The organism is Luteolibacter sp. (assembly GCF_039920825.1).
Classification (GTDB): Bacteria; Verrucomicrobiota; Verrucomicrobiia; order Verrucomicrobiales; family Akkermansiaceae; genus Luteolibacter.
The window spans coordinates 19,110-32,643 of sequence record NZ_JBDSCX010000022.1 but is presented as its reverse complement, the minus strand read 5'-3'; the positions used below and the strand labels follow the sequence as shown (position 1 = coordinate 32,643).

Genomic DNA, 13,534 nt, shown 5'->3' with positions numbered 1-13,534 from the left:
CAAGCTTCAGCATGTCTTCCATGTGCTGCTTGCGAAGAACAAGCTAAAGCTTGGACTCCTCAGTTAGTTGGCGACGATGTTGAAGATCTTGCCGGGGATGAAGACGATCTTGCGGATGGTCTTGCCTTCGAGATGTTCGCTCACCTTGCTGCTGGCGAAGGCGGCGGCTTTCGCGCCTTCCTCGTCGATGTCCTTGGACACCATCAGGCGGTCGCGGAGTTTTCCGTTCACCTGCACGACGAGTTCGATCTCGCTTCTAACGAGCGCGGCTTCGTCGTAGGCGGGCCAGTTGGATTCGGAGAGCTGGGGAGCGCGGCGACCGGTGATCGCCGCCACGCGGGCGTTGATCTCTTCCGCAAGGTGCGGGGCGAAGGGATTGAGCACGGTGAGGAATTCCGTGAACTCCTTCAACGGCACGACCGCCGCCTGGGTGAAGGCGTTGGTGCAGATCATCATCTGCGAGATCGCTGTGTTGAAGCTGAGTTTCTCGATGTCCTCGCCGACTTTCTTGATCGTCTCGTGGACGACGCGGAGCAGTTCCTTGTCGGTGCAGGGGAAGTCCTGGATCTTGCTGGAAATAGTGAGTTCACCGTTCTCCTGCTCGTCGAAAGCGACACGCCAGACGCGGGCGAGGAATCGGGAAACGCCTTCAACACCTTTCATCTGCCACGGCTTTACCTGTTCGAGCGGGCCCATGAACATTTCATAAAGGCGCAGCGCGTCGGCTCCGTATTCGGAAACGACGTCGTCGGGGTTGACGACGTTGCCGCGGGATTTCGACATTTTCTGGCCGTCCTCACCGAGGATGAGGCCTTGATTGACCAGCTTCTGGAATGGCTCGGGCGTTCTAACGTGCCCGAGGTCGAAAAGGACCTTGTGCCAGAAGCGGGCGTACAACAGATGCAGCACGGCGTGTTCGGTGCCACCGACGTAGAGATCGACCATTCCCGATTGATGATTGTCGATTGATGATTGTTGATTGGAAGATGTCCAATACGCCTCGGCTTCAAGGGAGATGAAGCGGCCAGTGTTTCCGGGATCGCAATAACGCAGGTAATACCAGCACGAGCCGGCCCATTGCGGCATGGTGTTCGTTTCGCGCAGTGAGCCGTCCGGCAGCTCGACCCAAGCGGTGGCTTTGGTGAGAATCGGTTCGGGAGAGCCACTCGGTTTGTAGTCGTCGAGCGGCGGCGCGAGCAGCGGAAGTTCGCTTTCGGAAATGGCGAAGTGATGGCCGTCTTTCCAAGTGATGGGGAATGGTTCGCCCCAGTAACGCTGGCGGGAGAAAAGCCAGTCGCGGAGTTTGTATTGGATGCGGCGCTTGCCTTTGTTATTAGTTTCCAGCCAGTCGATCATCTTGGCTTTCGCTTCGGCGGTGGGGAGGCCGTCGAGGAAGCCGGAGTTGATGGCCGTGCCGTGATCCGGGAATGCAGTTGCGAAATTTGAAACCTGATTTTGATAGAACGTGATCGCTTGTTTCCTAAATCTCTCTTCTTTCTCAGCTTGGACGATCAACTCTGGGAAAGTCCAACTGAGTGACGGTTGAGTTTCATTCTCAATCACTTCTACTTCTAAGTGGCCTCCGTTCTGTTTGAGCCACTTCAGATCAGGGGTAACTACTGCCTTTTTCGGAAGCCCATATTGGATTGCAAACTCAAAGTCCCGCTCGTCATGCGCGGGCACTGCCATGATCGCGCCTGTGCCATAGCCCATCATCACATAGTCCGCGATCCACACCGGGATCTGCTCACCGTTCACCGGATTCGTCGCGTACGCACCGGTGAAGACGCCGGACTTGTCTTTGTTCAACTCGCCTCGATCCATGTCGGATTTCGAGGAACAGGCTTTCTGATAGGCTTCGACCGCGGCTTTTTGTTCGGCGGTGGTGATTTCCGGGACGAGCGGATGCTCGGGTGCGATGACCATGTAGGTCGCGCCGAAGAGGGTGTCGGGGCGGGTGGTGAAGACTTCGATCTGAGATTTGAAATTTGTAATCTCAAACTGGACGGAAGCGCCGTCCGAGCGGCCGATCCAGTTTTTCTGCAACAGCTTGATGCCTTCCGGCCAATCGAGCGTGTCCAGTTCGTCGATCAGACGTTGGGCGTATTTCGTGATCCGCAGCATCCATTGGCGCAGCGGGCGGCGTTCGACGGTGTGGCCTTTCGATTTCCACTCCTCGACTTCCTCGTTCGCTAGCACGGTGCCGAGGTCCGGCGACCACCAGACCGGCGTGTTCGCGACGTAGGCGAAACGCACTTCGTCGATCTGCTCGCGGGTCCAGCCCTTCGCTTCGAGTTCGGAAACGGGCTTCGCTTTTCCGGCCTCGTCGTCGTAGTAGGAGCCGTAAAGCTGGAGAAAAATCCACTGCGTCCATCGGACGTATTCCGGGTCGGTCGTGGCGATTTCGCGGTCCCAATCGTAGCCGAATCCGAGCGATTTCAACTGCCGCCGGAAATTCTCGATGTTCGCCGCCGTGGTGATCGCCGGATGCTGGCCGGTCTTGATCGCGTATTGCTCCGCCGGCAGACCGAAAGAGTCATAACCCATTGGATGCAGGACGTTGAAGCCTTTCATCCGCTTGTAACGACCGATGATGTCCGTGGCCGTGTAACCTTCCGGATGGCCGACGTGCAGGCCCGCGCCGCTGGGGTAGGGAAACATGTCGAGCACGTAGTATTTCGGCTTCGAGGCGTCGAAATCCGCATCGCCCGGACCGGGGGTGCGGAAGGTTTTTTCGGTCTCCCAGCGGGCTTGCCATTTGGGCTCGAAATCGCGGAAAGGGAATGGTTTGCGGGCGTCGGACATGGTCGGGAAAGGGGACGGAACGTGGCGAGTCTTGTTCACAATGAAAAGAAAAACCCTGAGCCCCCACCTTGACCCTCTGGCGGGAATTCCGCTTCAACTCCATCATTCCGCCATGAACGAGAACCCTCGCAACGACCACAAAGCTGACTCCGAGGGAGCCGCAAACAGGCCGGAGCATCTCAGATCCACTCCCGCCGCCACACGCAACGGCGTCTCCCTCCTCCCTAGCCGCGGAGAAAAAGAGACGGTGTCACACGTGCGGGAAATCTTGGAAGAAGACGGGATCTGACCGGAGCGTGATCTTCCTTTGACCCTATTTCTTAACCGCTTTTTTGCTACTTCTCCTGCGATTCGTCGGTTAGGTTGGATTTCATGAAAGTCCTGTTCCTCGTTCTGATGTGCCTGGCGACCATCCGCGCTTCCGAGATCAGCTGCGGGGAAATCGGCGGGGCGAAATTCACCATCGCCACCCCGGATTCCTGGCAGGGCAGGCTGGTGCTCATCGCGCACGGCTTTCGGCCGGAAAACGCGGCGCTCGGCGCGGATCTCGAGACCTCTGACGATTTCACCGCTCCGCTACTCAAGCAGGGCTGGGCCGTCGCCATCACCAGCTACCGCCGCAACGGATGGATCGTTGACGACGCCATCCTCGACCTCAAGGCGCTGCGCGATCACATCGCGGAAAAACACGGAGCTGTGAAGCGGTGCGTGGTCATGGGAAATTCGATGGGTGGCCTCATCGGCACGCTCATCGCCGAAGGCGCGATGGATGGCGTACAGGGCGTGGTCAACATCGGTGCCTATCTGGGCGAAGGGCAGGGGGAGGAATTCAACCACTCGCTCTCATGGAAGCCGAAAGTACCGATCCTGTTCCTAACAAATCAGGATGAGCTGGCACATCCGAAGCATTATCGCGGCAAGGCCGGACTGGAAATGACGGCGCTGTGGGAGGTGAGCCGCAACGGTCATTGCAACACGTCGGACGCCGAGAACCTGCAGGCCGTGCTTGCGGTGAACGATTGGATCGATGGAAAACCTCCGGAGAAGGAAAAGAACGGCACCATCGCGCCTCCGGATCGGCCAAGCACCGCGAAGAAGGACGATGACGGCTTGTCAGGAGACATTCGAAACGTCTCCGAGTCTTGGGGCAACATTTCGTCCGCGTTCGTCGCCGCGGATCTCCTCGCTCTTGGACTGAAGATTGGTGATGAGGCCGTTGTTTCCAATGGCTCCAACAAACTCGCCGTCAAAGTGGTCGGCTTCCGCAGCGATGCGGAGCAGGGCAAGGGCGCTCTCTATCTCACACCCAACGGCTGGATCGTCGTCACGATCAACAGCGGCAACGCCGCCAAGATCCTTGGTGTGAAAGGCGGCGACAGGGTGCGGCTTTCGAAGTGAAGGCCGTCAACCGCACTCTGCGCGGATCCAAGGCGAAACGGCCGCTATTTCACCGGGAAATGCAGTATGGTGACGAGTTCGTTCTCCGGAACGGCGGTCGGATCGTTCTCGTAAACCTCAAAGGCATCGATCTTCTTGTCCGGCGTGTAAACCTTCGCCCTGCCGTGCATCACTCCGGCGGCCCATGCATTTCCGAGAAAACGATAGGGGCCGGTGTGGCGGACTTGATAGACCTTGCACGCCGGGACCGCGCCCGAAACGAAATCATTGGATAGACCTGTGGGCGTGGTGGTGAACGGAAACGCCAGCGTGTAGTCGGTAGTGCCTTTGCCGAGATCCCATTTGTGGCAGATGCTGAAGGGTTTTCCGGATGGCTGGTGGCCGCTGGTTCCCAGCCATTGCGTTAGTTTCGCCATGTCCCGCTGCATGTTGGCCGCGATGTCGGCAATCGGGCAGCGGGTTTTCACGCCGACGTAGTGGAATCCTGGAAATGATTTCAAGCCGATGAAATCCAGCTTCGAGGGATTCGATCCGGTTTCGATGACCGCCTTCAGCATCATCAGCCCGCGCTGATAGTCGGCACCCACGTAGCCGGCCATCATCGACTTCATCCAGAACATGAAAAACGGCAGCGAACCTTCCATCGTCCAGGTCACCTCGGTGCCGCCATTTCTATCAGCGAAGAGGAATCGCGCTGAGTTCACCGATTTCCACGGCTTGAGAAACGTGAGCTGATAGTCGATGGTCTGGGGGTTCTCGCCGATGATTTTCATCTCGCCGCTGCCCGTGATCTTTCCATCCCACGCGTAGCTTTTTCCATCGGCGGAGTAGTCCATACGGCTGTCCGGCTCGGCGATCAGCCACGGCGACCATGCGGGCCATTGCTTGAAATCGCGGACGGAGTCGTAAACCCGCTTCACCGGTGATTCGACGAAAATGGATTTGTGGACCTGGAACTTTGGCATGATGATGGAGATTCCATTACCGGTCAGCCGGGGAAATGACGAGACAATTGGGCTTGATCCCGCATCTTTCCGGCAGAGGCCTTTTTCTGAGTCCGGTGGCCGGAATATCCGCTTTATTGCGTAAGTTGACGAAAGGAGAGCAACTTTTTTGCGCGACCCGAATTGATAGTCTGATGCCAATGATGACCCCCCTGAATCCAATCACCTTCTTTGCGATCGCGGCAGCTTCATGTCTCGCGGTTTCCTCCGCCGCACCGGCAGGCCCGGCGGGTATTTTCGTGATTGGCGACACGCACGCGGTTGTTGGTGAAGTTGCGAAGTTCGACCTGCCCCACGTGGCCGGCTATACGCTGCGGGTGCCGTGGACCGACATTGAGACATGGAATTCCTCCACGCAGGCGGTCGAATACAATTTCTCCCGCCTGGACACCACGCTCGAGGAGCTGCGTGCCCGCGGCAAGAGGATGACCTTGGAAATATTCATCAACAAGGCGCCGGACTATCTAATGGCTCTGCCGGGCATTACCACCTGGACCAACCCGAATCCCAACCAAGGTGGGGTCCAGCCGCTCCCTTGGGATACGCTCGCACTTGCTGCCTATCAGGCGATGATCACGGCATTGGCCAATCACACGGTCCCCGGCACGTCGTGGCGCGTTGCGGATCATCCCTCGCTCGAGTCGGTGGACTCGTCCATTGTCGGCCTTCAGGGACTGCGCGAATTATCAAACACACTGGTCAACCATCCGGGCTACACCCGCGCCCGTTTCAGTCAGGCGGTTGTCGATTCAGTCACGACCAGCCGTTCCGCGTTTTCCGGGAAATTCGGATTCTTTCCGATATTTGCGATGTCGGATAATGAAGCGGGCATTCCGTTGGATCAGGCGATCTTCGAACGGCTGCAGATGGAGTTCAATGTCCCAGGGAAACCAACCTTGGGTTACTTCCAGGAAACTTTGAGCGATGCCGGACCTCGGACTGATACTCTCGGTTTGCTCCTCCACACGGCATCGCCACAAACCTATGTCATGTTCCAAGCCCTGCGTCCGTGGACGCTTCGCGCCGGAGAGTCGTTGCCAGTGGAAATCGCCAGCGGCACCCCGGTTACCGGGATCAGGCATGCGTGGAGGAATTACCGCTCGACGTATGTCGAACTTTACGGAGCCGACATACTCGCGGCAGCGAATGCGGCCCCATTGCTGGCATGGAACCATTTCTTTCTCGCGGTGAAGAATGCAAGAGAGGGAAGGGACGTCCCGACGCTCGATCTTGCCGGGACCCAATCCCAGCGACTCATCTGGCAGAAGGATGGCCTGCTGGACTATCGCATTTGGAAATCGCCGGACCTGGCCGCGTGGACGCCGGTGCAGTCCACAGAAACCATGGATGGAGATGTATTGCTACCGTCGTCACCAGCGGAAGTTTCTCATTATTACCGCATGGAGATCCTCGAACCGGCGAACTCTATCAGTCCATGAGATGGCCGTCACGGTCGCCCGGTGGTGAATTTGAAGGATCCCGGTGTAAATGGGGTCGCGAGGTTTCAATTCGATGTTCCGGCGTTCGATTCCTTCATTCGATGCGTGCGGATTCTCCTGTCCGCGGCATCATTCCGCTGTGAGCCAGATGAGGGAAATCGCGGAGCGGGTGTTGTTTGCGGACACGCTTGAGGAAAAACTGCGGCTCGGGCCGACCGGTGCGGCCGACCATGCTCCGGGCCCGGCGATCGCCCTGCCGGATGCTCCGGGCCGGCCGCAGGAACTCCGAGTGCGGGGCGACGGCGTGCGCGTGGATTTCCCCGGCATCCACCGTTTGGACGATGATCGCGAACGCGGGGTGATGCTGCATTTCCTGGCGAACCACGAACTGTTAGCTGCCGAGCTGATGGCGCTGGTGTTGCTGCGTTTTCCGGATGCGCCGAAGGAATACCGGGCCGGAGTCTATGAAGCGATGCGTGAGGAGCAGGCGCACGCGCTGATGTATGTCCGCCGGATGAAGGAGTGCGGCATCGCGTTCGGCGAACTGCCGGTGAACGATCATTTCTGGCGGCTCGTCGCACCGATGGAAACACCGCTGGATTTCGTCACGCGGCTCAACCTAACATTCGAGCAGGCGAATCTGGATTTTTCTAAACACTATGCGGGGCTGTTCCGCCAGGTCGGCGATACCGCGACGGCGGCGGTGTTGGAAAAAATCCATCTCGACGAGATTGGCCATGTCGGCCACGGCTTGAAATGGTTCCGTCGTTGGAAAAAGCGGGGCGAGACCGATTGGCAGGGCTATCGCCGCTGTCTGCATTTTCCACTCACTCCCGCGCGGGCAAAGGGCCTCGCACCTTTCAATGCGGAAAGCCGCCGCCTTGCCGGATTGGATGACGATTTCATCCGCCATCTGGAAGTCTGCGAGCACTCGCGCGGGCGCACGCCGGTCGTTCATTGGTTCAACCCGAACGCCGAGTCCCACGCCCGCGCCGCGATGATCGGGAAACCGTGGCAGCCGGACAAGACAGCGTTCGCTCTTGAGAACGATCTGGAGGCACTGTTGTTAGGCTGCTGCCGTCGTGACGATGCGGTGCTGATGCGCCGCCCGCCGTCGATCGATCATCTCACGCGACTGAAAAATGCCGGCTATGAACTGCCCGAAATTCTAACCGTCGGCAGCCCGGCGGGTCGCAAGCTCGGCGGACTGCGGCCGTGGGCATGGTCGCCAGACGCGGTGGAACAACTCCGTCCTTACGCGGACGATGTTTCGCCGAACATGGATCAGCCATGGCGCGAGGCGTTGCCCTCGGAATGGTTCTCGAAGGAGATCGGCCTGCGTGTCGAACAGGCGCTCGGTCCGGTGTCGGAAACAGGCGTGCTGTTTCGCGATGCCGTCTCCATTCTAGCGGAAATTGACCACCACCTCACGACCGGCCAAGCTCTTCTCAAAGCCCCGATGTCCCACGCCGGCCGCGGGCACCTGCGGGTGAACGTCGCGGGCGATCCGGCGAAAACCCTCGGCTGGATCGACAACATTCTCGCCAGCCATGGTTCGGTCGTTGTCGAGCCATGGTTGGACCGGGTGCTGGATTTCTCCGCGCTCTACGAGATGAAGCCCGGCGGTGTGATTTCGCTTGTTGGCCTAACACGAATGGAAAACGATGCTGCGGGACGTTTCCTCGGCATCCGCGTCAGCCCGAAATGGGGGACGATGCTGGATCCGGAAATCGCCGCCTTCCTCTTCCGCGAGGCGGGCGTCATGGAGATCTATCAGGATAAAATTCCGAATCTCCTCCCCGATTTGCTTCCCGGCTATATTGGTCCGTTGTGTGTCGATGCCATGGTTCACCGCCGTGCGGACGGCTCGCTCGCGCTCAAGCCGGTGGTGGAAATGAACGTGCGTCTGTCGATGGGTCGCATCGCGTGGGAATGGATGAAACGCCGCCCCGGCAGCAGCGGTGGCAGCCTGCGCCTGCTGCGCCGGCAGGATCTAACATATGCGGATCTTGCCGTGCTGGCGTCGGGGTCCGGAATTTTTCTCAATGACCCCGCCAGCGCCATCACCTTTCTGGCTCACTGGCAGCCAACTGCGGCCGGAGATCACGGTGTCAGTGTGATGCGATAGAAACACTGCGTTCCGGTCGCGGATGGATCGGTGAAGGTCAGCGTCTGATTGTTGGTCGCCGGACTTTGTGGAGAGCCGACGTTGATCCAGTTGGCAGGCGAAAGCGAATTGGCACGCTGAAATTGATAGACGTGTCCGGGATAGCCTTGGATGGTCGCAGTGAAAGTCACGCCACTCCTCGACGCGCTGGTGCAACGGACGAGCGAACTATCGAGCACGACGCCGTGGTTCACAAAATTCGCGGGAAGCGATTGCCCGCCGGTGAGGAGGTCGAGCGTGCCGTTGTTGATGAACGCGCCATTGGCGTTGAGGGCCGCGCCGCCGGTGAGGCGCATGAGGCCGTTGTTGGTGACGTCGCCGGTGACGGTGAGCGGACCGGTGCAGTTCACGGTGCCGTTGTTAGTGAGGTCGCCCGCGACGGTGCCGACGCCTGTGAGCTGTCCGCCGGCTGCGACGATCATTTCCTCGGTGGTGAGAGTATTGCCGAGCTGGATGATGGCGCCGGCGAGCACCTCCGTGGTGCCGCTGCATGTCAGCGGGCCGGAGAGGATGACGCGGCCCTGTTGCGCGGTGAGCGTGCCGGTGTAGCTCGATGTGCCGCTGAGCGTCCAGGTGCCGGTACCGACTTTGACGATATACAGTCCGGTCTGGTCGCCGCCGCTGTCGATGTGGCCGGCAAAGACAGCGTCCGTGTTTCTTCCGCCGATGAGATAGGTGCTGGTGGAGGTCGCGGTGCTGCCGCTCTGGCGGCCTTGGAGGGTGGTGTTAGACCCGCCGCTGATGGCTCCGAATTCGACGGTGATGTCGCCATTGCGGTTGCAGAGCTTGGCGATGCCCGTGCCAAGGTCGAAGGCGGCGGTGGGGCTGCCGTAGGTGGCGTTGATGTTGCCGTTGAGCCGCAAGGTGCCGGCGCTGGTGCCCATGTTGATCGTGCCGAGGAAGCTGTCCATCGGACCCTGGATCGTTAAGAGGTTGGAGGGGATGGAGCAATTGATCACGGAATTCGCGTCGCCGGACATTCTGTTAGCGGTATTGCTGACCAAGCTTACGTTGCCACTGGTGGAAGCCACGACGCTGGTTCCGCTGAAAACGACGGAGTTCGGCACCGAGCGGGCGACACCCAAATGCAGCGTGCCGCCGTTCACATTTACCACGCCGGTGCCGAGTGGTGTGGCGACCGCGGTATCGAGCATGAGCGTGCCGGCCGTTAGCGTGGTTCCACCGGTGAAGGTGTGGATGCCGGTGCCGCCGATGGTGAGTGTGCCCGCGCCGGTTTTCGACAACATCGCGGCACCACCAAGCACGCCGCTGCCGGAGAAGGTGTAGGCGGTGGCGGAGTTCGAAACGGTGGCAAGGTAGGGAGCCAATGTTCCGGTTAGGTTGACGGTGCCAATGGCGGACGCGTCGGTGAAATTCACCGTGTCGAGGTTGTAGAAATTCGCGGAGGCCGCACCGAGGAGCCAGTTGTTAGCAGTGGTGTTGAGGTCCCAGATTCCGCTGCCGGCACCGGTCCAAGCCAGGGTGCCTGCGTCGTTTGCGACGACGAGGCGGATGTAGCTGGGATTTGAACCCGCCGAGGGACGGGATAGGCTGAATGTCTGGCGCGTGCCCGTTGGAAAATTGTGGGTCATCGTCACACTGCTCGCGGAGCTGTTGGTTGCGCCGATGACGAGATCGTAGGTGCCTGCCCCGAGCGGCCCGGTGAGGGGCAGGAATTGAAAATTGATCGCTCCGGTCAGCGCCAGCGTGCCGCTGCTCATCACGATTTTATCGCTCACGCCCGCAGGGGTGTTCGCCATGTCCATGTAGATCGTGGGGTTGTTGAGCGTGAGGCCGGCACCGACATTCATCACGACGGGAGCTGAAGCCGCCGCGCCCGGCGAAAGGATTCCGCCTGCGCTGTTCGCGACGGTGCCGGTGACGGCGTTCGCGGCGAGGGTCGCACCGCTGGCAATGGTGACCGCGGAACTCGGGAGCGTGCCGGGGACCAGAAGCTTTCCTTGATTCACCGCCGTGGTGCCGGTGAAGGTGTTCGTTCCTGTTAGCGTGAGCGCGCCGCTGCCGGTTTTAATGATGTTGGTTTTTGCTGAAGGACCGAAAGTGCCATCCTTGATGCTTCCGGAAAACGTCATGCTTCCGCCAAGCGCGCCGATCGAATAGGTGCTTGCGATGTCCACGCTCCCGGCACCGAGAAGCTGGGTGTTAGGACCACCGGCTAGCGAGCCCAGATCAATGGTCACATTGCCGTTGCGGTTGTAAAGTTTGCCCGATCCGGTGCCGAGGTCCCAGTCGGCGAGCGGGCTGCCGAGGCTGCCGAAGAGCCGCAGGTTGCTTGAAGTCGCACCGAGATTCACCCTGCCTGCGAAGGCCGAAGTGTTGCCGGTTAGCGTCCAGAGGGCGGTTGCGTTGACATTGGCTGTTCCGGTGCCTGACCACGCGGCTCCGTGATTGTGCTGAGTGGTGACACTGATCGTCGCCTCGCCGTCGATGGCGAGCGGGTTCGAAATAGTTAGATTGGCCGGTGGCGAAAAAACGAGAGTGCCGCTGGTGAGGGAGATGGGCGCGGAGCCCGCCGCAGTGATGCTTGGCAAGGTGAGCGTGCCTTCATCGAGATCGACGCTGGCAAAGCTGTTCGCGGTGGTGTTGGCGAGGGTGAGTGAACCGGAGCCGCTTTTCACCAGCGGCCCTGCAGTGAGCGCGCCCGTGCCGCCGAACGTATAGTTCTGTGCGGAAGCCACCGTGACCGCTCCGGCGACGAGAGTGCTCGTGAGATTGACTTGCGGTGAGGATGACCCGCCGTCGGCAAAGAGCGCGTTGTCGCCTGCGGCAAATGTCGCCGCCGCGGCGCCGTAATGCCAGAGGGCCGAGGAGGTGTCCCACGGATTGGTCGTGCCGTTGCCGACCCACGAGAGATCGTGCGGCAGGCCGGTCGAGGCGACGAGCACGTTGAACGTCTGGACCCACGAGGTGCCTGCCGAATCAGTCACGGTGAAGTCAAATTTCGCGCGGCCCGCAGTGTCCACCGTCGGCACGAAATGCATGAGTGCGTTGCCCGTGCCTGATAGAGTCACTGCTCCGCCGATCACATTGCTGACGGCAAATGTCGGCGACGCGGTGAAACCACCCGTGTAGGATCGCAGGTCCACGTCGATCGAGGTCGGCAAGAGGGCGGTGTTTTTCGACATCGTGGCGTGTGGCTCCGACATGAAGTGGAGATACTCGTCCATTCGCGTGTAGCCGGACGGGGAATTGTTAGGCAGAAAGGTCGTGCCGGTCACGATGGATCCGTTGTTAGCGAGTGCCGTGTTGTGGTCGATGCTGGCTGCATTCCACCCGAGCGCGGTTTCATAAGCGTTCGGCATGCCGTCGCGGTCGGTGTCTACGGGTGCCGATCCGGAAGCCAGTGTGCCGAGTCCGCCATTTCCCAAGCCGGTCTGATTCTCGTGGGTGTAGAGGTCGCCGATGGTGCCCGCCGTTTTCCCGGCGGGTCCGCTGCCCAACGTTTTGACTTGGCTGACAACCAGGGAATCCACCTCGTCGCGCGGGAGTGCTCCGGCGGTCGAGACGTTCTGTTTGTAAGCGGCGGCCGGGGTGAGCGTGGGAATGGTGCTGGTGGTTGGCGACCACGGCGAGGCAAGTGCGATCGCGCCACCCGGCATGCCGATCCCGCTGCCGTTCAGAGTTCCGTCCTTGTTCGTGTCTAGCAGGTTTCCGCTGACGTAGAAGCTTTGGTTGCTGGAGGTCTGGAAATACTCGTTGCCGCCATTCGCCGCGCGGATCCAGTAGTTGTTGATCACGTCATGTTTGAAGGCGGTTCCGCTGTGGGCGTTGTAGGAGGATTCGTAATCGTAGATGACGTTGTTGACGAAAATCGTGTGGACCTTCGCCATCGGTTGGCGTCCGTGGCCGTTGGCCCAGATGTTGCGGATCCAGGTCCATGTCCCCTCGACGCACTCGATGTGCCCGCCGAATTGCTGATAGGTCGGGTTGGCGACGATGGAATTTTGAACGGTGATGTCCTTGACGGGTTTCGTCTGCCAATTGTCGGAGGTCCCGCTGAGATTGTTCCAGTTCGCGAACTCCACCGAGATGTGGTCGAGGATGGTATTTTTGCCGTTGGTGAGGCTGAGGCCGTTGTCCTCGTTTGGCGAATCCGCGCCGGGGCGGAACCGCATGTGGCGGATGATGATGTTGCTGGAATCGTTGGTGGAGGAGGCGCGTCCTTTGATGCCGATCCCGCCGCCGGGCGCGGTCTGCCCGGCGAGGGTGATGTTGCTCTTGATGGATAGCTTGCTGGCCAGCGTGATATAACCGCCGACATCGAAAACCACGATGCGCCCCGCCGTGCCCACCGCATCACGGAGCGATCCGGTGCCGGAATCATTCAGGTTGGTGACGTGATAGACCGAGCCGCCGCGCCCTCCTGTGGCGGCGGCTCCCAAACCCATGGCACCGGGAAATGCGGGCTGGGCAACGGCCGGGACTGCCGCGAGGCATGCGCAAAAAAATGCCACCGCCGTGGTTTGCGCTGCGTGGTAACCTAGAAATTGGCACGAGGAAACAGAAGCGACAGCGACGCGACCGCTCAACTGAATGATCAGGGGACGAATATTCATAGGGGTGATTCGGGCCGATGGATTTCCTAGCAAGATGGGCGATTCCCACGAGCAGCCCGTTTTGGCATCACATTTTTATCACCCAAAGACTAAAGCCGTATATCCGGTCTTCTGCAAATGATGTTGAAATCCAAGCGGTTTCCA

7 protein-coding genes are annotated in these 13,534 nt (G+C 59.8%); 4 read left to right on the top strand and 3 right to left on the bottom strand.

Annotated features, from left to right (window positions below):
• Nucleotides 1-63: 63 nt before the first annotated feature.
• Nucleotides 64-2,805, bottom strand: coding sequence for a class I tRNA ligase family protein (locus ABIQ96_RS05405; RefSeq protein ID WP_348213536.1), 2,742 nt, complete (start codon nucleotides 2,803-2,805; stop codon nucleotides 64-66).
• Between the two features lie 112 nt (nucleotides 2,806-2,917).
• On the opposite strand from ABIQ96_RS05405, the gene ABIQ96_RS05400 reads away from it, so the two are divergent.
• Nucleotides 2,918-3,094 (top strand): hypothetical protein, encoded by a 177-nt coding sequence (locus ABIQ96_RS05400; protein ID WP_348213535.1) that lies wholly within the window; start codon nucleotides 2,918-2,920, stop codon nucleotides 3,092-3,094.
• 83 nt (nucleotides 3,095-3,177) lie between these two features.
• On the top strand, nucleotides 3,178-4,203 hold the full coding sequence (locus tag ABIQ96_RS05395) for an alpha/beta hydrolase (RefSeq protein WP_348213534.1): 1,026 nt from the start codon (nucleotides 3,178-3,180) through the stop codon (nucleotides 4,201-4,203).
• 44 nt (nucleotides 4,204-4,247) lie between these two features.
• Here the strand turns inward: ABIQ96_RS05395 and ABIQ96_RS05390 are convergent, their stop codons facing one another.
• On the bottom strand, nucleotides 4,248-5,168 hold the full coding sequence (locus tag ABIQ96_RS05390) for an SRPBCC family protein (RefSeq protein ID WP_348213533.1): 921 nt from the start codon (nucleotides 5,166-5,168) through the stop codon (nucleotides 4,248-4,250).
• Nucleotides 5,169-5,347: 179 nt separating this feature from the next.
• On the opposite strand from ABIQ96_RS05390, the gene ABIQ96_RS05385 reads away from it, so the two are divergent.
• The gene (locus tag ABIQ96_RS05385; protein ID WP_348213532.1) at nucleotides 5,348-6,646 is read left to right on the top strand and encodes a hypothetical protein; all 1,299 of its coding nucleotides are present in this window, start codon (nucleotides 5,348-5,350) and stop codon (nucleotides 6,644-6,646) included.
• Between the two features lie 148 nt (nucleotides 6,647-6,794).
• Nucleotides 6,795-8,774: a DUF455 family protein gene (locus tag ABIQ96_RS05380; protein WP_348213531.1), complete on the top strand. Its 1,980-nt coding sequence runs from the start codon at nucleotides 6,795-6,797 to the stop codon at nucleotides 8,772-8,774.
• Here the strand turns inward: ABIQ96_RS05380 and ABIQ96_RS05375 are convergent.
• The gene (locus tag ABIQ96_RS05375; protein ID WP_348213530.1) at nucleotides 8,750-13,390 is read right to left on the bottom strand and encodes an autotransporter-associated beta strand repeat-containing protein; all 4,641 of its coding nucleotides are present in this window, start codon (nucleotides 13,388-13,390) and stop codon (nucleotides 8,750-8,752) included. The two genes, ABIQ96_RS05380 and ABIQ96_RS05375, sit on opposite strands and share 25 nt — an antisense overlap.
• Nucleotides 13,391-13,534 lie beyond the last annotated feature (144 nt).